Consider the following 20,365-nt stretch of genomic DNA (forward strand, 5'->3'; position numbering starts at 1 on the left):
CTTCGGTTATTCCGCCCCGTTGGTTCTCATTGATGAGGGACTATCGTATGGCAAGACCCATCCCAGGCGAGTCGGCTGCTCGTAGATCCGCTGAAGGGTATTGATATCCCTCACCGAGATGGCCGGCGGATTTCTCACCTGGGAAAAATACATCACGTCGCTGTCGAGCAAGCTATGCCCCCAAAGCCCCAAGGCATGGCCTAGTTCATGACGAGCTGCAGCTGTAATGTAGTTTGCAGATTGACCCGGTCTGAGCTGAATCGTAAAGCGATGCGATAAAACGGCTTGGGCGTTCACCGGGCGATCGATATAGACCTCATACCGTGTTTCCGCCGAACGCGCCCGCAGGGGGATCTGCCCTGGGTTTTGCACATCAGACGGACGACTGACCTGCAATGGTGGAGCGCTGCGCCAAACCGAAATATCTGCATCTTCGGGTGAGTCAACCCATTCCAGAGGCAGGTAAGCACTCCAGTCGTCTACTGCTTGCCGAACCGCAGTAACCCAAACCTGGGAGCGATCGGTTTCAACACCTAGCGCGGCGGGTTCAACGTAAACTCGCACGGGAAACCGCGACCACACCAAATACCCCAATCGAGTCGGCTCAATTTCTGAAAAGTAATCGCCTTGATGTTCCAGATCGCGCCAGTTCATCAAAGCGGGGGGCAATGGATGTGGAGAGGCAACAGGAAGAAGCGCCTCCAAATTCGGAGGAGGAGACACAGCATCCTGTGCCCGTGCAGATGGCGCAACCAGCAAATGAACGCTGATGATTAAACCGCCTGAACATATGGCGATCGACAGCCACAACCCAAGCCACCGCACCCTTATCTGCGATCGACCAAAGCAGGTTTTTGCTCGTTTGAGCCACAGACGAACGGCTGAGTGCATTCGCTTTAGCGTTGCTTCGCTTAAGAGAAGAGTCAAGCAGGTGCCTTATACCTGCGGCCCCAACCAGCCAGCACTCAAGACCACTGTTAGCCCCATAAACAGAGCTGTAAGCGTCCAGGTTACCCGGTTGAGAGTCGTTTCAGCACTTTTGGTGCTTGTGAAAAGCTGAGCCTGACCGCCCAAACCCCCCAGCCCATCGCCCTTAGGGCTATGCAATAACACCAGGATAATCAGCCCTAGAGCAGACAATCCCCAAATCAGTTCCAACCCTTTAACCAGTGTCATAGTAAAACCGATGTAGCTCTCAAACTAGCTCAGCCGTACCTCTGCGTCACCTTCCTGGGAAAAGCAACCGTTGGTCAGCCTGACGACTGAGTAGGATTAACCTTTCTATTCTACAGAGTCGCCCTGCGTTAGAGAGAAACTCGAACCGGACTGCGGTTTGAACGTACGTCAAAGCCTGCCGACTGAATCATCGATCGCCCGGTCATTTCAGCAGGTTGAGGCAGTTTCAGAATATCTAGAATGGTGGGCGCAATGTCGGCCAGTTTGCCATCTGAACGCAGAGTTACATCTGTACCATGTCCAGGGATCTTCCGTCCCTCACCTTCCACCAGGATGAACGGAACAGGGTTAGTAGTATGCGCTGTCCAGGGGTTGCCCTGCTCATCCCACATACACTCAGCGTTGCCGTGGTCGGCAATAATGATAGCTGTACCGCCCGCTTTGCTAATGCTTTCTAGCAGTCGCCCTAAGCAGCGATCGACCGTTTCCAGCGCTTGAATGGTCGAATCGATCTGACCGGTGTGCCCCACCATGTCAGGATTGGCGTAGTTAATGACCACTAGCGAATAGATTTGTTTTTCAACCGCCGCCACCGCAATATCAGTCACCTGACGGGCAGACATTTCTGGAGCGCGATCGTACGTGGCCACCATTGGACTGGGGACTAATTCTCGGTCTTCTCCGGCAAACGGTTCTTCAATGCCGCCGTTGAAGAAATAGGTGACGTGAGCATATTTTTCGGTTTCAGCCGTCCGGAATTGGCGTAACCCGTGCTGAGCAATCACCTCTCCTAAAATATTGTTGAGGTTTTGCGGGGCAAACGCCACTGAAACCGGAAAGCCAGGATCGTACTGGGTGAACGTCGCAAAAGAGAGGGGCTTGATCAGTTCCCGCTCGAACCCGTGAAAGTTGGGATCAACAAAAACCTGAGTTAGCTGGCGAGCGCGATCGGGGCGGAAGTTGAAGAAAATGATGCCATCGCCCGGTTCAACTGCACCGCTGGAAATGCGAGTAGGCAAAACAAACTCATCGGTCACCCCGTTGTCGTAGGAGGCTTGTAGCACCTCTAGAACCGATCGCCCTTCTCCTTCGCCGTCGGTGGTCAGCAGATCATAGACGTTTTGCGTTCGATCCCAGCGATGATCGCGATCCATCGCGTAGTAACGACCGCTCAGGGTAGCAATGCGTCCCACCCCAAGCTGTGAAATATAATCTTGAAGTCTCTCAACAGTGGCTAACCCGTCTGTCGGTTTTGTGTCTCGCCCATCGGTAATGACATGAACGCATACATCGGTTAGAGATTGATCTTTGGCTAAGTCGAGCAATCCTAGCAGATGGTTGATGTGGGAGTGAACACCCCCATCGGAACACAGCCCAATTAAATGCAGCTTGCTGTTGTTGAGGCGCACCTCTTGACAGACTTTAACAAGCGCTGAGTTGCTAAGCAGCGTGCCGTCTTCAACGGCATCGGTGATGCGAACTAGCTCTTGAGGGACTACGCGCCCGGCACCAATGTTTAGATGCCCAACCTCAGAATTTCCCATTTGCCCTTCGGGCAATCCGACCGCTTTGCCGGATGTCCGAATCAGCGTATGCGGATAGGCGGCCCACAAACTGTCCATAACTGGGGTGTTAGCGGCTGTGACAGCGTTACCGTCGGTGTCTTCACGATAACCCCAACCATCTAAGATCACTAGCACTACTGGAGAAACCGACGCCTGTGCCATGTAGAGATCCTTATAGTTAACATTTTTTAGCAATGATACCATTCAGGCTTTGAGTCTATTTGCAGGACGGCAGAAAATCTTCGCCCCTATGCTGGCCTTAACCTCTTAGCCCTTTCTCGCCTTCTCTTTTTGCTTCTGCTTTTCTCGCTTTTCAGCGTCTTTAGCCGCTTTTTGAGCCGCGATTGCTTCCAGTCTAGCTTTCTCTTTTTCCTCTGCTAGTTTGTCTAAATAGTAGTGGTAATCGCCCCGATATAGCAGTAGGTCACCCTCGCGAATTTCCACAATTTTGTTGGCAACCTGAGAGATGAAGTAGCGATCGTGGGAAACGATAATGACGGTTCCATCATAGTTCTGGATAGCTTCTTCTAACATCTCCTTTGCAGGAATATCAAGGTGGTTGGTCGGCTCGTCAAGAATCAGTAAATTTGCCGGACGCAGCAACATCTTGGCGAGCGCCAGACGGGCTTTTTCACCTCCACTGAGGGCAGAAACCGGTTTGAAGACGACCTCGCCGCTGAATAGAAACCGGCCAAGCAGGGTTCGCACGTCTTCATCTTTCCAGTCGGGTACCTCGTTATGAATGGTGTCCATCACAGTCTTGTCGAGGTCAAGTGCTTCTGCCTGATTTTGCTCGAAATAACTGGGGAGAATGTTATGATCCCCTAACTTAATGCTGCCTTCAGCGGGCTGCTCCATGCCCATCATCAAGTGCAACAGAGTTGATTTTCCGGCTCCATTTGGCCCCACAATGGCAATGCGATCGCCCCGTTCAATCAGCAGATTGGCACCTAAGAACAGGATGTTTTCGCCGTAGGTGTGTACCAGGTCTTTGATGATCACCACTTCTCGACCGCTACGAGGCGCAGACGGAAAGCGAAAATGCAGCGATCGCAGGTTGCCGGTGGGGGCTTCAATGCGTTCTACTTTCTCAAGCTGCTTTTCTCGACTCTTGGCCTGGGTGCTGCGGGTGGCGCTGGCTCGGAATCGATCGACAAAGGCTTGCTGCTTGTCTAGTTCTTTTTGCTGCCGTTCGAAGGCGCTGAGTTGCGCCAGTTGCGCTTCTGCTTTTTGTTGCAAGTAGGCGGTGTAGTTGCCTAAATAGGTGGTTGAGACACCACGCTCTGTTTCAACGATCTGGGTGCAGAGGCGATCGAGAAATTCCCGGTCATGGGAAACAATGACCATTGGCGTGGTCAGACCTTTTAAGTAGGTTTCCAGCCATTCAATCGTTTCCAGATCGAGATGGTTGGTTGGCTCGTCTAACAGCAATAAATCAGGCGATTGCAGCAGAATTTTGCCCAAACTCATCCGCATTTGCCAGCCGCCGCTAAAGGCACTGACCAGGCGATCGCCATCTTCTATCGAAAAACCCATTTCGGGCAAAATTCGTTCAATTCGAGATTCCAACCCGTACCCGTCCAGTGCTTCAAACTGTCGTTGCAAACGATCGAGTTGGTGAATCAGTTCATCTAACCGCTCCGGGTTGGCGGTTTGCATATCGTGATGCACCTGATTAATGGAATGCTGTACCCGGTTGGCCTCACCAAACACCGTCCAGAACTCTTCTCGCACGGTACAGCTAGGATCGACCTCAAATTCTTGCGTGAGATAGGCAATGTGCAACCGCGCCGGACGAATAATTTCGCCAGAGGTTGGTTCTTCTTCTCCAGCAATAATGCGGAGCTGAGTCGATTTTCCGGCACCGTTTACCCCAACCAAACCGATGCGATCGCCAGGCTTAACTTCCCAATTAATGTCTTTGAGTACTTCGCCCGTCGAATAAATTTTGCCAATGTGTTCCAGGCGCAGCATCAAGTGTCTCCCAATTCAATACTTCTTATTGTGATTGATCAGCCAAAGCCAACGACTTAGATCAGGTTTAACTCGCCAAGCCACCGAGTTTGAGCCTAAACGCACCAGGCGATCGAGCTATGCCTTTCTGCTTCAGTCCTTAAGTGCCAGTCTAAATCAGTGACCCAACTTTAAGAAATTTTAATTTATAGTTCACCTTTGAGTCAGCCCTGGTTTCACCCTGGAGGATGTTTTAAAAGTGCTGATTGCCGAACCACCCCCTTTTCTGGCTACCGCAGGCGCTAATCTCACCAGAATGGGCAACTTTTCCGTTGTCCTCAGAGGCTTTGGAGGCAAGGAACGTCCCATCAGCATCCTTTAGAAGGTGGTTTGTAGGGCATTCGCAGAGCATTCAACGTTTAACTTGTGGGCGTGGCTGGAAAGGATGATTGGGGATCAGATGCGGTGACTTGACCCAGCGTTGGGAACGAGCGATCGCCAGGGGTTAGCAGCCGGGTTCGTTCAACATTATCCCTAACCGTTTGGCATAGCTCATCCAGCGGCAGATCGTTTGAACTGCTGCCAAACGGGGTTTCAATTTCGTTGCCAATCTCTTCAATTCCCAGCAACACAAAACTGATTAAAGCAACCGCAAATCCTGTCCACCAGTTGAGAATATCCACCAGATTAAAGGGCAGCAATCCACAATAAATTAACAGCAACCGCTTGAGATAAATTCCATACGCAACCGGAACCGGAGTCTTTAGAATTCGTTCGCAGGTGGTCAATCCTTCGATCAAATTACTGAGCTGATTACTCATAATCAGGCGATGAGTTGGATCAATATGACCCTGTTTATATAACTGCTCAATATTATTGCCAAGCCATAAGGTTACTTCTAGCGGTGGATTTTGCGCTTGACTCAGCCGATCGCGAGCGCTGGGAGTGACCAGATCCAGCAGCTCTTGATTCAACGGCTCCTGACGCAGGTGAAGCTTGGTGACGATCGCAAACGCTGGCAGCAACCGTAACGAAGAGTCCTTCAGCAATGAACTCAGTTGGTCGGTCTCCGAAACGCTAGTTTGAATCTCTCTGGCTAAATTTCTAATGTTAATGACGAACGTACCCCATGCTTTTCGCCCTTCCCAAAATCGGTCGTAGGCTGTGTTGGTTCGAAACACAAGCAACAAACCTAAAACCAGATTAAAAGCAACATTATTAGTAATTTCTCCTAAATCTTCAACTTCAATCGGCAGTTCAAAATAGTAAACAGCCGAAACTAAAAAGCCGAGTATTCCAAATAAGAGTATTCGAGGCAAAATAATAGGAAAAACAGAGCCACGAAGCTGCATTGCGCTGAAAAACCAGTTTATTTTCTCTGCCATAGATTAGTCGAATTAAGCTGCTTAATTTCCTCTAGTTAAAACGATAGGCTGCCACACGGCTTCTGTCTGGTCGAACGGATTTTGTTGACTTGAGCCAGGATCAGCCGTTAGCCGAGCCGCACTAGCTAATAATCAATCAGCAACAGGGTATAGAGGATTGCGCCCAACCCAAACGCCCAAAAGCGACTTTCCCTTTCTTCTGGTAGTTCTTCTTTCAGCACGTTGAGGATGATTCCACCCGACAGGAACGCAAACAGGGTCGCGATCGCCGCATCGTGAATGCTGGTAAGCTGCCCAACGCCCCAGCCTAATATCACCGCTGCCGCCAGTAGCCAGCGACCAATTCGGTCGTAAGCTGTTTTGTGATGAACTCGTAGCCCGTAATCATTCACCACAAAATGGAGCGCGATCGCCACAGAAAACAGAATGAGTTCCCCCGATCCAGATAGTTGTTGATGAACCAGCAGATAGCCAATCAGCGCGTTGTACAGAGCAAACGAAGCAATATGCAAGATAGCAGCACGGGGGCTAGTTACATCTCCCCCCTTGTTCTGGCGATTTTGCTGCCGAGATGTGATGGCAAAACGTTCCAGGCCATAAAACACAGCAAAGCCTACCAACGCCACCAGATAAACATGGTGTTCGAAGAAACCAACCAGGGAAGCACCCATTTGTTCAAATGCTCTTTGGTGATAGTTCAACTCTGGAAAGATATGCACAAACACATAGGAAACGGATGCACCACCCGCAAGCGATAGCCAGGAACTTCGGGGAATGACTCTGAACCCTCGTAGATTTCCAGCAAACAAATGAACCGCTGCCAACCCGATCGCCAGAAGGACTGGTAGAAATGAGTCATCAGGACGTGACCACGATAGTTGAGACAGGTATATTGCAAGAACCAATCTGTCACCCCGTAAACAGAGCGTGTTTGAATCACATCGCGCCTGGTCTATCCTGTCATCGGTCGGAAGTCACAACCGCAGAACGTTCGAATAGCGGTGTAAGCGGCAGTGCAGAGCGGGCTGACTGACATAAAACCCTGATTTTTGCATCGGTTGGGTGCCGCGAACGCTAAACCCAACCTGCACGCTGAAGATGGGTCAGCCCGCCAGGTGCCAGCGACCCGATCTAAGCCAACCCAACTAGAAGCCAGCGATCGCCCCGGGGAACGAATCAGTTTGATAGACAGTTTCGTAGCGTTTCGTAGAGTGACAATGCCCGCTCTACTACGGGAGTCTAGCCCACTGGCTTCAGTTCTGGATTGAGAATATTGCTCAAAATCGACGCTGGGGGCTGCTTATGTGTCCAGGCAAATGCATGACGAAACGCCGCGTCTTGACACAGTTGCAGTTGGTGAAAGTCGATCACATCGTGGGTCAACAAGCTCTCATATTCAAACGGCAGACGAACGTTGTGCAGTCCAGCGTTATCTGTGCAGATGGCAATGTCAACTCCAGCCTCAAAGCAGCGATCGAACACTACTTTTAACTGATTAATGCTCTCTAGCGTGCCAGTCTTTAAATAAGTGGTGGGGCACACTTCCAAACACTGCCCCTGTGCAGCTACTTGCTTCAACAGGTCTGGGTGCCGCAGCGGGATTTGAATCCCATGTCCAATTCGCATCAGGTAAGGCAGCAGTTCAGGATAGCAGCCCTCTGTCGTCTCATAAAGATGCCCGGTGGTTTTCAACCCGCAAGATTGGGCGTAGGCATATAGTTCCACAAACTCATCTAGGCGATCGGCATAGTAAGCATCTCCCCCAGCCAGGTCAACGCCACAAACGTAGTGCTGCATTTGAGCAGCTAGATCTACGATCGCCCGGTTCACCTCATAGGGCAAGCGAGAATGCATACAGAGAATTTGGCTGGTCACAATCGGATATTCACCAATCTGGCTGGCCTTACCTACAATCTCAACGATGTCAGTCATGCGGTCAATCCGTTCAGACTGGCTCAGGTGGTCTGGAGTTCGCAGGTAGGGCGTGTACCGCAACTCCAAATAAGCCAAACTCTCGAAAATATAAGCCCCACGCATCAAGCGGTAAACAAAGTAAGGTAGGGTTTCGTCAGTCTGTACACCTTCAACCAGCGTGTGCAGTTCCAGATATTCGTCCAGAGTGTTGCGGGGCTTGGTGTAAAAATCTTCAAACCCCTCGTAGTTGGAAAACGGTTGCGCCAAATCAGTACGATTTCGCTGGAAGTACCTCCACAAAACACGAGGTACAACTGAACCACCCAAATGGCGGTGCAATTCAGCATGTAAAGCCACAGGAACCTCTCGTTGTATTAGTTTGAGTGAACAGAAAACGAAAGAACTAAAGCAGTATTTATAAGGCAGCCATTGAATTGGCTCAATTACGCGCCGTCTGGCGGTTAGGGATGGGTTGTTCTGGCTAGCTAGCACCACCCGATCTATTCTTAGATCGACTCAATGTGATCTGGAGAACAGACAACTCTGAAAACAACGTTGACAGCCGCCGCAATAGCTGTCAATAATTAGAGTTTGTGTAATATTTGCATTCTAGCAGTAGAAATCTCTTGGCTAACGTTGTTGTTATTGGTGCCCAATGGGGTGACGAAGGAAAAGGCAAGATTACAGATCTGTTGAGCAAATCAGCAGATGTCGTTGTCCGCTACCAGGGCGGTGTCAATGCCGGTCATACTGTCGTCGTCCACAACCAGACCTTTAAGCTGCACTTAATTCCATCTGGAATCTTGTATCCCGATACGGAATGCATGATCGGCAGTGGAACAGTTATCGATCCTAAGGCTTTAATTGAGGAGCTAGATCAGCTAGAAGCGCTGAATATCTCTACCCAAAACCTGCTGATTGCCGAAACGGCGCATGTGACCATGCCGTATCATCGGTTGATTGATCAAGCCTCTGAAGAACGACGCGGTAGCCATAAAATCGGTACGACGAAGCGTGGAATTGGGCCGACCTATGCCGACAAATCCGAGCGGATTGGCATTCGCATGATCGATTTGATGGACCCATCTGGGTTGCGAAGCCAGTTGCGCTGGACGATCGAGTATAAAAACGTCATTTTAGAAAAGCTTTACGATCTGCCGCCGCTCAATCCGGATGAGATCATTGAAGAATACTTGAACTATGCTGAGCGGCTACGTCCACATGTGGTCGATAGTTCATTACGAATTTACGAGGCGGTTCGCCAGAAGCGCAATATCTTGTTTGAGGGAGCGCAGGGAACTCTACTCGACCTCGATCATGGTACCTATCCCTATGTCACATCTTCTAACCCTATAGCGGGCGGTGCTTGTGTGGGTTCTGGCGTAGGGCCAACCATGATCGATCGCGTCATTGGTGTCGCCAAGGCTTATACCACTCGCGTCGGTGAAGGCCCCTTCCCAACCGAATTGAATGGCAGAATGGGAGAGTTGCTGTGCGATCGCGGTGCCGAATTTGGCACAACCACCGGACGCAAGCGACGCTGTGGCTGGTTTGATGCCGTAATTGGGCGTTATGCCGTTCGCACCAACGGGCTAGACTGTCTTGCCATCACTAAATTAGATGTGCTAGATGAGCTAGACGAGATTAACGTCTGTGTAGCATACGACATCGACGGTCAACGTTGTCAGGATTTTCCCAGCAATGCCCGTCGGTTTGCTCGTTGTCAACCCGTTTACAAAACGCTGCCCGGTTGGAAGCAATCGACAGATCACTGCCGATCGCTGGACGACCTTCCCCATCAAGCCCTGGATTACCTCAAGTTCCTGGCAGAATTGATGGAGGTGCCGATTGCGATCGTCTCCCTGGGTGCCAGCCGCGACCAAACGATTATTGTGGAAGACCCAATTCACGGTCCAAAGCGAGCCTTGTTAGACAGCAATGGTGTCGTTCGAGCGGCAGGAGTATAAGCCCAAGCAGCCAGCAACCGCACAAAACAGCAAATAAACCCTCGCCTCCGGTGGGGTTTAACGTCAGGTGAGCCGCGACGTTTAACTCTCAACCCTAGTGATTTCTGCTGCTACTCACGCTTCGGCAGGTTTCCCTTTTAGATGTTTACTCATGTTATTTAGGTAGCGACTTCCTATGGAACTCACCGTTCAGTGTCAAAAACGTGCGCCGAAAAGTAAGAACAATGCCCTTCGCCGTGAAGGGAAATTGCCTGCTGTTTTGTATGGTCACAATGGAACCGAATCGATCGCGTTGACGCTTGATGCCAAAACAGCCTCTACTATCGTCAAAAAAGCATCGATCAACAATACGCTCATTCAGCTCAACGTGACCGATGTTCCCTGGAAAGGGTCAACGCTCTTACGAGAAGTACAAACCCATCCCTGGCGGGGTGATGTTTACCATCTCAGCTTCTTTGCCGTAGCAGGACATGGCGATCTTCAAGTCACAGTACCGCTGCATTTTGTTGGGGAAGCCGTTGGTGTGAAGACCGATCGCGGTGCCCTTGATACGGTTCTTAACGAACTTGAGGTGGAGTGCGCTCCTGAAAACATTCCTGAAGCGATCGAGATTGACGTTTCAGACATGAAAATCGGAGATGCCATTCATGTGCATGAGCTAGTGTTGCCCAAGGGCGTAACCGCATTAGGCGAACCTGATCGCGTTGTGGTGAGTGTGCTGGCTCCAACCGTGGGCGAAGAAACCACGGAGGAAACCTCTCCTGAAGTGGCCGAAGCATTGGCTGCAATGGGTGAAGATAGCTCTGAGTCAGAATCCTAACGTTCGGTTTCCTTCGTTTAGGAACACAGCAGTTAACCAGGTTGATAACTAACTTGGCTTTTTTCTGAGCCAGAGGGTGACCTCTGGCTTTTTAATGTTATCCAGGCAACCCTACGCTATAGGCTCACGAAAAACATGGCCGATACGACTCTTCCGCCTCTAATTCAGCAGATGATGCAGCCGGAGTTTTATCCTCATCCAGTGCAGACTCCCATTCCTCTAATTCAAACCCATGTTTCCTATGTGTTCTTAACGGGAGACTATGCCTATAAGGTCAAAAAAGCGGTAAATTTTGGCTTTCTCGACTATTCCACCCTGGAAAAGCGACAGCATTTTTGTGAGGAAGAGCTGCGTTTGAACCAACGGGGCGCTCCGGCACTATATCTTGACGTTCTGCCTGTGACGCAGCAAGGAGAGCAATTTGGCCTTGGCGATGGGGAACCTGTTGAGTATGTTGTGCGAATGCGGCAGTTTCCTCAAGAAACCTTGCTAACCAGCATGTTCGATCGCGGAGAACTGACCGAAGACCTGTTGCAGGATTTGGCAAAAGCGATCGCCGCCTTTCACCTGAACGCAACCACTAACGACTACATTCGCACGTTCGGTGAAGTGCCTTCCATCCGTCACGACTTCGACGAAAATTATGAACAAACGGCTCAGTATATTGGCGGGCCACAAACGCAGCAGCAGTTTGATGAAACTCAGGCATACACCGATCGCTTCTTCGCTGAACAGGAAACACTGTTTGCTGAGCGCCGGCAAAATAACTGGATTCGTGAATGTCATGGTGACTTGCACCTGAGAAACATCTGCTACTGGGAAAACCAACTGTTGCTATTTGACTGCATTGAATTCAACGAACCGTTTCGCTTTGTGGATGTCATATTTGACATCGCCTACATCGTGATGGATTTAGAAGCCCGTCACCGCCCCGATCTCAGCGCCCTATTTCTGAATACTTATGTAGAGCAAACCGGGGATTGGGATGGGCTACAAGTTTTGCCCATCTACGTCAGCCGTCAAACCTACGTTCGAGCCAAGGTCATTTCGTTTTTGCTCAACGATCCGGCAGTTCCAGAGGCCGAGAAACAAAAAGCCGCAGAGTCGGCAGCGCTATACTATCGACTGGCATGGAACTATTCGCAGCCGCGCCAGGGTCGGCTGTTTTTGATGTGTGGCTTATCTGGATCGGGAAAGAGTACCACCGCTCGGCTATTGGCAAATGTGACTGGAGCCGTGCATATTCGTTCTGATGCGGTTCGTAAACACTTGGGCGGCATTCCGTTGCATCAGCGGGGCGACGACGATTTGTATACAGCAGACATGAGCCAAAAGACGTATGAGCGATTGCTCGATCTGGGGATCAAGCTGACCAAGCAGGGATATACGGTGATATTAGATGCAAAATACGATCGCCAACCGCTACGACAAGCGGCGATCGCTCAGGCTGTAGCCGAACAGATTCCGCTGACGATCTACCACTGCAATGCACCGCTGGAGATGCTGCGCGATCGCTTGCAGCAACGGCAGGGAGACATCGCCGACGCGACCGCCGATCTGTTGTCGCACCAATCGGTAGACCCATTTAGCCCACAAGAGCAGGCTTACGTCACAATAGTGAATACGGCGCAGGAGGTTGGAGCAATTCAGGAATGGCTACAGCATGAACTCAAACGAGGGCGTTAACGCCGGGCTGCAAATTTGGCTAATCTTCCTCATCGGGTTTGCCTTGATGGGCTATTCTGCCCTCATCAGCTTGACGATGGGAGCGATCGCTGGCGGCGCTGGCGGCTTTCTTGTCTATTGGTTGAAGGGAACTTTTGTCCTTGAGGAAGATAGCTCAACTGCCGACGATAAACCTGAAACAGGTTCGATCTTCAACCGAGCCAGATTAGGATTCAGCCGCATCAGAACGTGGAACAGCCGGGACGCAAACGAAACCGATGCACGGTCGTCCAACTGGATGAGTAAATGGGTTCGCCGTAGACCCTCTCGCCGTTCTGGCCGTTCCCGGCGACGCTAGCGATTGTCAGAGCGCAGCACGAAGGGGGGCAGCACTGTGTTTCCCTCGTTCCATTTACTAACCCGATTGATTAATAGGGCGCGATCGCTATCTAACCGATTCAGCTTCTGTAGCTAAAGAGGCTGCCTCCAGAAATTTTGCCTCTTGCATCATTTCATACAAATTGATACCTGCTTCCAGCAAGCAGGCGTGTCCACTATTTGGCAAAATCTGCATCTGAGCGTTCGGAAAGGTGCTGACTAAATGCTCGGCCTCCGCAACCGAGGGCAGCAGGCGATCGCTGCGGCTCGCCACGACCAAAACGGGTTGAGTGATTTGAGCCAGCTCGTCGTCCTTGATGTTGAACTGTCGCAGCATCGACAGCCGCCAAACCGAAGTTGCCTGCGAAACAGACTGAACCGCCTCTAAAAGCGCCTGACGATCGGCGGCGGCAATTCGCCCAAACGAGGCTAGGAACGGCAACAGTGCCACACTTGAAGTTTGGTAAACGGCCTCAGGCAAGAAGCGGCTGATTTGAGTGCCCCACAAAATCCAGGGACGACGGTTAAAAGACGAGGCTGGATTCACCAGAATGAGATGGCTAAAAAGCCGGGGCGATCGCAGCATCACCATCATGGCCAAACAGCCGCCAAATGACTCGCCACACAAGTAAACAGAGCGATCGGGGTTGTCTTGCAGTTCAGCCGCAATCAAGTTAACAACCTGCGCCGCCAACTCCTGCCAATCGGTTAAATCGTCGGGTGGAATAGCCAAACACCGTACATCAAAAACGGAGCCTAAGCCCTCGGTTTGAGTACGTAACAGCCGACCTGTACCATCCATTCCTGGCAGAAAAACAAACAGCGGTGCTTCTGGTTGGCGTTTTCGAGGAGTTAGAAAGTAAGCTTGACGAGCAGGTTCTGGCATGATTCTTAATCTAAATGTTATTGCAGCAGACGGCGGATTTCCGCCTGACAATGGGCAGTCAGTTCTGCCACCAGAGGTTTTGCCTGCTTACCCTGATAGCCTTTTTGCTGGGATGGCGTAATCCACACCGGACGCCCAATTAAAACGTTAACGCGATGGTAAACCACCATAGGATGCCAACCGGGCTGATCGAAAAGCGGTTCAGACGGATCAATCCACCGTAGCAACTTCAGCGGCACTGCCGAGTTGATGTCTTCTGATTGAGATTCGATCGCCACTGGCAAAACAGCCAGGTTAGAAATTGGTGCCCGTAGCGCCAAATGAGCAAATCCCCGATGAAAATCTCCCATATCCTGTGGTGCCGTCAGTTTTACCATTGGGCGCGCCCCTTCGGGAAAGATGCCGACAACCTGCCGCGCCTGAAGCAACTGAATGGACTGTTGAAAGAACGATTGTTGCCGCTGGTCAGGAGCATCTAAAGGAAAACCGCCTAAGCGTGTGACAATGTCGCGCATCAGGGGTACCTGCCCCATATAGTGGTGGCAAGCAAATCGAATCGAGCAGTCTACCGCCGACATCAGAACCGGCGCGTCCATGAAGCTACGATGGTTGCTGACGACCAGGAACGGTGCAGTCTCAGGAATTCGATCCTGATGATGCACAAATAATCGAGTCCCCAATGCAGACAGCAACTGGCGAGAGAGAAAGAGTGGGCTGTTCAATACCATGCAAAACAGAGCGGAACGATGAGGATCTGCAAACCCGTAACAGTGGCAGAGTAGCTCTTAATATTAATTTACAATAGTTGCTCTACTTCATCTACCCGCAGTCTGAAGCTCGGAACTCTTAAGACAGAGGCAAGGTACAGGCAAGACCATAGAGAGGAACCATAGAGCAAGCAGGAGCAACTGAGTTTGCTGGCCAATAAAGCGGCTCAATCACGCTGCTCGATCCAGATTTTAACGGTTGCCTGGATTGAGCTGGCTAAAAGCGTCACTCAAACTAAACGACTTTAGAGGCGGTTTGAACCCCACACGCTTTGTTCAACAGTGCTGGGACGCTCGAAGAGACTGTTTGAACCGCTAAGCTTGCGGACGTATCAAAAAACTTTGGTTCATATTTGGTTCATATTGGTTTCAGGAGTTTTTTGCACCGCCAGGGCTAAACAACGTAAGTCATTGGTGTGCGTTAATTCATAACCGTTCTATCAGGCAAGGCTGAACAGCAGTTAGAGACAAATAGCGCCATCGCTCCATAAAGTTATGTGCTTGTTTTAAGCCGTTGTGTTGCTGATTTAAGCTTTTTTGAATATTTTTGTGAAAAAACGACCCATATCATAGCAATAGTTATTACTCCTATAAGAAGGTCAACTCAATAGTATTTCCTGTTTAACTATAGGACAGTTATATTGGTGGATGGTAGATTAGCCAAATACACTTGTACGCCACAGCCCCGCATTCTGACTGATATTTTGGGGGTTCTCTTTAAAGATTTCCATGACTTTTAGTGCGATAAACAACGATCGATTTTCAATTACAACGCCTCTTTACTACGTTAACGATCTGCCCCATATCGGTAGTGCTTACACTACGATCGCTGCTGATGTGATTGCTCGGTTTAATCGCCTGCAAGGAAAGCCCGTGCTGATGATAACGGGCACAGACGAACATGGCCAAAAGATTCAGCGCACCGCTGAAGCATTAGGGCGATCGCCTCAAGAGCATTGCGATCAGGTAGTGGCTGGGTTCAAATCGCTCTGGGATCAGCTCAATATTCAGTACGATCGCTTCAGCCGCACAACCGCAACCAGGCACGAAGCGATTGTAAACGAGTTTTTTCAGCGAGTCTGGGAGCAGGGCGATATCTATTTAGGACAGCAACAGGGCTGGTACTGCGTGTCCTGTGAAGAATTTAAAGAAGATCGAGACTTGTTAGACGGGCATCGTTGTAGCATTCACACCAACCGCGAAGCCGAATGGCGAGACGAACAAAACTACTTCTTTCGGCTATCAAAATATCAACATCAGCTAGAGCAACTCTACCAGGAGCAGCCTGAGTTTATTCAGCCGGAAAGTCGTCGCAACGAGGTATTGAGCTTCGTCAACCGAGGCTTACAGGATTTTTCCGTGTCACGGGTCAATATGGATTGGGGCTTTCCCGTTCCGGTTGATCCCAACCACACTCTCTACGTGTGGTTTGATGCCCTGCTGGCATATGTCACAGCGCTGCTAGAACCAGAAGACGAGCCAACTCTGGAGAAGGCGCTGTCCTACTGGTGGCCGATCTCCATTCATCTCATCGGTAAAGACATTCTGCGCTTTCATGCCGTCTACTGGCCAGCGATGCTGATGTCGGCAGGTTTACCCGTATCGTGTCGGGTTTTTGGTCACGGCTTTTTAACCAAAGATGGGCAGAAAATGGGTAAAAGCCTTGGCAACGTGATCGATCCAGTAGAATTGATTAGCCGTTATGGGTCAGACGCTGTTCGCTACTACTTTCTTAAGGAGATTGAGTTTGGGCGCGACGGAGACTTCAGCGAACTGCGCTTTGTCAATACGCTGAACGCAGATTTAGCCAACGATTTGGGAAATTTGCTCAACCGCACGCTGAAGATGGTGCAGAAGTATTGCGATCGCAACGTTCCGTCTGTCGCAGGCAACGACATTGTAGATAGCGACTTGCTGAAGTCCAAAGGGTTGATCCTGGCTAAAGAGGTAACCCAAGCCTACGAGGCGTTAGCCTTTAGCCATGCTTGCGAAGCAATTTTCGCATTGGTGCGTGCCAGCAATAAATATATTGATGAGCAAGCACCCTGGACTCTTTATAAGCAAGGCCAACAAGCAACGGTAGAGCAGGTATTGTATACCGTGCTTGAAACAGTGCGCCTGGCCGCCTATCTCTTGTCTCCTATCATTCCTAACATTAGCAATGCCGTTTATCGGCAATTGGGCTTCTCGGTTGATTTCAACCAAAAGGAGATCGGTGCAGCGATCGCATTTGACGATCACGCCCGTTGGGGCATTTTGCCCTCCGGTCAGGCTCTGGGTGACCCTGAACCCATTTTCCGCCGCCTCGATCCCCCAGCCGAATGAGCCATCATTAACATTAGCTCTACATCGTTTCAGTTAAGTCTTCACGAATTAACACCCTTTGATAAAAAACTGAGGTATAGCATTCCATGTTTAATCACCACTTAGAAGGGGATTCTGCGTTTACGCCAGAACAAGTTTTAGAAAATAGGGGCAGAGTCGCGATTTTTATCGACGGCTCTAATTTGTTCTATGCGGCTCTACAGCTTGGTATTGAAATTGATTACACGAAGCTGCTGTGTCGGCTGACCGCAGGCTCGCGCCTGCTGCGATCGTTCTTCTACACCGGGGTGGATCGAACCAACGAAAAACAGCAGGGCTTTTTGCTGTGGATGCGTCGCAACGGCTATCGTGTCATTTCAAAAGATTTAGTGCAATTGCCCGATGGGTCAAAAAAAGCAAACTTAGATGTAGAAATCGCGGTTGATATGATGGCACTGGTGGGTTCCTACGACACCGCCATTCTGGTGAGCGGTGATGGCGACCTGGCCTACGCCGTGGATGCGGTGAGCTATCGGGGGGTTCGGGTTGAGGTGGTGAGTCTGCGATCGATGACCAGCGATAGTCTCATTAACGTGGCCGATCGCTACATTGACCTCGATAACATTAAAGAAGACATTCAAAAAACGCCCCGTCAGAGCTATACCTATCGTCCTTTGTCTGGGATCGGCCTGGTAGAAGAACAGCCCGATGCATAACCCGTAAAACGGTGACTGGGATCAACCCGACGGCAAATCACCGGATGCAGAGGATCGAACCACAATTATCAAACACCGTGGATCTAATTTGAGGTCTTGTACGTCTAACCTGGAAGTTAGACGTACTTTTTATTGTCACGACTCGTGCCAAACCACAGTCAGAACGTTCAGGAGTATGAAGAGTATCCATGCTGACTCTGCTCAACTTGAAGACAAGCAGTTGGTTTAGGTCTGGAGTGTGTTTACTCACACTAACCATAGCTTTAGCGGGAATAGGAGGCTGTCGCAGCGGCAGCCGAGGAGCAGAACGCCTTGCAGAAGATAGCTCTGCGGCTCAAGACCTGAATAGCAATTTGACGTTTAACAATATCACGTTGGAACAAGCCGACGAGCAAGGAAAACGGCTCTGGCAGGTGGAAGCCGAGCAGGCCACCTACAGTTCCGACCAGAAGATTGCTCAGGTAACCAACCCGGACGGAGAACTGTACCAGGATGGCGAACTCGCGTTTCGGGTGAAAGCGCAGCGAGGAGAAGTGCGGCAAGACGGGGAGCGCATTCTGCTAAAAGGGCAGATTGTCGCCACGGATGTCAAAAGCGGTGCCATCTTACGAGGCGATGAACTGGTATGGACACCGGAAGACAATGTTTTGGTCGTTCGCAATAACTTAAGAGGTACTCATCCTCAGTTTCGAGCAACAGCACGAGAAGCACGGGTCTATAACCGAGAGCGCTATATGGAGCTGGAAGGGCAGGTTGTGGCTACAACCCAGGACCCTAACTTACGCCTGAATGCAGAGAAAATGGTGTGGCGCATTGATGACGAAAAGGTTAACAGCGATCGCCCCATTCAAGTAGAGCGTCTCAATGGTCAACAGGTGACCGATCGCGCCAATGGCAACCAGGCCGATGTTGATTTGGAGACCAAAATCGTTCAGCTTCGACAAAACGCCCAACTCGTGACGGTTGATCCACCGCTTCAGGTCAACAGCAACCTGCTGGTTTGGAATTTAGCGAATGAAACGGTTACGTCCGAGCAACCTGTGACCATCGTGCAGCGACAGCAGCAGGTGACAGCGACCGCCGATCGGGGTCGTATGGATCTGGAGCGCCGGATCGCCTATTTAACGGCTAACGTGCGAGCCGTAGCCCAACGCAATCGCTCGCAGCTCAGTGCCGACAGCCTGACCTGGAACGTTTCGACCGAACAAGTCAACGCGGAAGGCAATGTTGTGTATCAACAGGCCGATCCGCCACTGACATCCCGAGGGCCACGAGCCGTAGGCCGATTACAAAATCAAACCATTGTGGTGAGCGGAGGCCGAGTCGTCACTGAAATCATTCCTGACCAGGCCGATCTCAATCAGCTAGCGCCGGAGCGTGCCAATTAGTGCCTCGCTCACATCCTGCCGACAGCATCAACTAACGGCACCTCCTCGCTAGTTTTTCACAATTTCGTTGCGGCTGGGGGCACCCAGGCGATTGGCTTCGCGCCCAGCACGGGCACTTGGTGTTAGCGCGGGTGGAATGGGGTTGGGATCGCCCCACTGTTGCTTTAGGCGTTGCAGCAGGACATCTTGCTGATCGTGCAGTGCATCCAGATCGGCATTGCCCAGGTTAATGATCGTGAACCAGACCAGATCGCGATCGCGCGTTGGCACCACACCCGCCAGAGAGCTAACTGCATTCAGCGTTCCGGTTTTTACAGCCGCTCCTAGCGGTAGCTGACGGCGGGACAGGGTACCGCGATCGCGCCCCATCACCGGAAAAATATCGGCCACATTCATATCCAGCGGCTCCAGATAGCGCTGAATCTTCACCAGCATGGCACACACCGCTCGTGGCGAAATTTGGTTCTCTTCCCCTAATCCAGAGCCATTGATTAAGCGAATTTCATCGACTGGAACATTGGCCGCTTTCGCTGCCCGAAGAGATACTTCCTTGGCACCGCCGATATCTTGAGCAATCATTTCGGCCATCACGTTGTTGCTGTAGATATTCATCGCTTTGAGAATTTCAGCCATTTGCAGCGATGTGTGGCGAACAAGCAGCGTTGTGGGTTTCCCGATCGCCTCTACCGTCGGCACAGTTTGCACAGAACCAGTAATGACAACTCGCGGACTGGCCGTGCCGTTGGGTAGCGTCAGGTATTGGGTTTGAATTTCGGGCGACCACTGTTCTGAATTCAGGCTCTGTTTCAATAACTCTCCGGCGATCGCAGGCTCTGTCTGAAAGTTCATCACAAAGTTGCCCACAATTACCAAATTGCCGTTAACCTGGTTAATTCCCGCCTGGTTGAGAGCGTTACCCAGGGCGATCGCCTCTTCCCAGACAAAAAACGGGTCAGCACTGCTCTGAATAACTAAATCTCCCTGTAATACCCCAGATTCAATCGAGCCAGTGGTGCTAACCAGCGTTTCAAAATCGCGATCGGGACCCCAGGTTGAGAGAGCCGCCAGGGTTGTGGCAATCTTGGTCAACGATGCGGCGGGTAAGGGGGTAGTACCTTGATTTTCAGCCAGAATCAGATTGCCGGATTGAATCCAAATGCCGTTATTGGTTTGGGGTAAGCCGAGGCTGTTGAGTGCTGCCAGATGTTGCTGCATGACTGCGATCGCCTCCGGATCGGGAGCCGCCTGGGGTTGACCGAGTTCCTGAATCCAGGACGAGTCGGCAGACCACGCCGCTAACTCTGTTGAATGCAACACCTGCAACTGTGGATAGGGAAGCCACTGTGCCAAAAAACTAAAAATCAATAGCGGTAGCACGTCGCGTTGTCCTCCGAAGCGCTTCAAAATGCTCAAATAGAATAAGGGTTCACACCGTTGGAACGTTCTGTAGTTATCGTTGCTCCGATGCATTTATCCCAGAC

The 20,365-nt window shown here is 50.8% G+C and carries 17 protein-coding genes; 7 read left to right on the forward strand and 10 right to left on the reverse strand.

All coding sequences use genetic code 11. The features are described 5' to 3' along the window. Nucleotides 1-6: 6 nt before the first annotated feature. From IQ268_RS22240 to IQ268_RS22270, 7 genes are all read right to left on the reverse strand, one after another. The gene (locus IQ268_RS22240; RefSeq protein WP_228035629.1) at nucleotides 7-927 is read right to left on the reverse strand and encodes a matrixin family metalloprotease; all 921 of its coding nucleotides are present in this window, start codon (nucleotides 925-927) and stop codon (nucleotides 7-9) included. 9 nt (nucleotides 928-936) lie between these two features. After that, entirely contained in the window at nucleotides 937-1,176 is a 240-nt protein-coding gene (gene secG / locus IQ268_RS22245; RefSeq protein ID WP_193883841.1) for a preprotein translocase subunit SecG, read from the reverse strand. 128 nt (nucleotides 1,177-1,304) lie between these two features. Then, complete coding sequence (gene gpmI / locus IQ268_RS22250) at nucleotides 1,305-2,903, reverse strand: 2,3-bisphosphoglycerate-independent phosphoglycerate mutase (protein WP_193883843.1); 1,599 nt, start codon at nucleotides 2,901-2,903, stop codon at nucleotides 1,305-1,307. A gap of 105 nt (nucleotides 2,904-3,008) precedes the next feature. Continuing rightward, entirely contained in the window at nucleotides 3,009-4,715 is a 1,707-nt protein-coding gene (locus IQ268_RS22255) for an ABC-F family ATP-binding cassette domain-containing protein (RefSeq protein WP_193883845.1), read from the reverse strand. A gap of 398 nt (nucleotides 4,716-5,113) precedes the next feature. Next, entirely contained in the window at nucleotides 5,114-6,079 is a 966-nt protein-coding gene (locus IQ268_RS22260; protein ID WP_193883847.1) for a bestrophin family protein, read from the reverse strand. Nucleotides 6,080-6,204: 125 nt separating this feature from the next. After that, complete coding sequence (locus IQ268_RS22265) at nucleotides 6,205-6,984, reverse strand: hypothetical protein (protein ID WP_228035630.1); 780 nt, start codon at nucleotides 6,982-6,984, stop codon at nucleotides 6,205-6,207. Between the two features lie 334 nt (nucleotides 6,985-7,318). Then, a complete protein-coding gene (locus IQ268_RS22270) occupies nucleotides 7,319-8,350 on the reverse strand; it encodes an adenosine deaminase (protein ID WP_193883849.1) in 1,032 nt (343 codons plus the stop codon). Nucleotides 8,351-8,619: 269 nt separating this feature from the next. Here IQ268_RS22270 and IQ268_RS22275 point away from each other — a divergent pair, with 269 nt between their 5' ends. From IQ268_RS22275 to IQ268_RS22290, 4 genes are all read left to right on the forward strand, one after another. After that, nucleotides 8,620-9,960: an adenylosuccinate synthase gene (locus tag IQ268_RS22275; RefSeq protein WP_193883851.1), complete on the forward strand. Its 1,341-nt coding sequence runs from the start codon at nucleotides 8,620-8,622 to the stop codon at nucleotides 9,958-9,960. A gap of 175 nt (nucleotides 9,961-10,135) precedes the next feature. Then, on the forward strand, nucleotides 10,136-10,780 hold the full coding sequence (locus IQ268_RS22280; protein WP_193883853.1) for a 50S ribosomal protein L25/general stress protein Ctc: 645 nt from the start codon (nucleotides 10,136-10,138) through the stop codon (nucleotides 10,778-10,780). A 135-nt stretch (nucleotides 10,781-10,915) separates the two neighbouring features. Then, nucleotides 10,916-12,466: an AAA family ATPase gene (locus IQ268_RS22285; RefSeq protein WP_193883854.1), complete on the forward strand. Its 1,551-nt coding sequence runs from the start codon at nucleotides 10,916-10,918 to the stop codon at nucleotides 12,464-12,466. Further along, nucleotides 12,444-12,803 carry a hypothetical protein gene (locus IQ268_RS22290; RefSeq protein WP_193883856.1) on the forward strand — a complete coding sequence of 120 codons (360 nt, stop codon included), beginning with the start codon at nucleotides 12,444-12,446 and terminating at the stop codon, nucleotides 12,801-12,803. Before IQ268_RS22285 ends, IQ268_RS22290 begins: the two co-directional genes overlap by 23 nt. Nucleotides 12,804-12,890: 87 nt before the next feature. Here IQ268_RS22290 and IQ268_RS22295 read toward each other — a convergent pair whose 3' ends face one another. Both IQ268_RS22295 and IQ268_RS22300 read right to left on the reverse strand, forming a co-directional pair. Continuing rightward, nucleotides 12,891-13,709, reverse strand: coding sequence for an alpha/beta fold hydrolase (locus IQ268_RS22295; RefSeq protein WP_193883858.1), 819 nt, complete (start codon nucleotides 13,707-13,709; stop codon nucleotides 12,891-12,893). A 17-nt stretch (nucleotides 13,710-13,726) separates the two neighbouring features. Continuing rightward, a complete protein-coding gene (locus IQ268_RS22300; protein ID WP_193883860.1) occupies nucleotides 13,727-14,437 on the reverse strand; it encodes a 1-acyl-sn-glycerol-3-phosphate acyltransferase in 711 nt (236 codons plus the stop codon). Nucleotides 14,438-15,205: 768 nt separating this feature from the next. Here IQ268_RS22300 and metG point away from each other — a divergent pair. The 3 genes from metG to lptC all read left to right on the forward strand — a co-directional run bounded on the left by metG (nucleotide 15,206) and on the right by lptC (nucleotide 18,884). Then, the gene (gene metG / locus IQ268_RS22305; RefSeq protein ID WP_193883862.1) at nucleotides 15,206-16,801 is read left to right on the forward strand and encodes a methionine--tRNA ligase; all 1,596 of its coding nucleotides are present in this window, start codon (nucleotides 15,206-15,208) and stop codon (nucleotides 16,799-16,801) included. A gap of 86 nt (nucleotides 16,802-16,887) precedes the next feature. Continuing rightward, entirely contained in the window at nucleotides 16,888-17,496 is a 609-nt protein-coding gene (locus tag IQ268_RS22310) for an NYN domain-containing protein (protein WP_193883864.1), read from the forward strand. Nucleotides 17,497-17,732: 236 nt separating this feature from the next. Further along, the gene (gene lptC / locus IQ268_RS22315; RefSeq protein WP_193883865.1) at nucleotides 17,733-18,884 is read left to right on the forward strand and encodes an LPS export ABC transporter periplasmic protein LptC; all 1,152 of its coding nucleotides are present in this window, start codon (nucleotides 17,733-17,735) and stop codon (nucleotides 18,882-18,884) included. Nucleotides 18,885-18,932: 48 nt separating this feature from the next. On the opposite strand, the gene IQ268_RS22320 is transcribed toward lptC, so the two are convergent. After that, nucleotides 18,933-20,288 carry a D-alanyl-D-alanine carboxypeptidase gene (locus IQ268_RS22320; RefSeq protein WP_228035632.1) on the reverse strand — a complete coding sequence of 452 codons (1,356 nt, stop codon included), beginning with the start codon at nucleotides 20,286-20,288 and terminating at the stop codon, nucleotides 18,933-18,935. Nucleotides 20,289-20,365: the final 77 nt, after the last annotated feature.

Source organism: Oculatella sp. LEGE 06141, from assembly GCF_015207605.1.
Lineage (GTDB): Bacteria > Cyanobacteriota > Cyanobacteriia > Elainellales > Elainellaceae > Oculatella.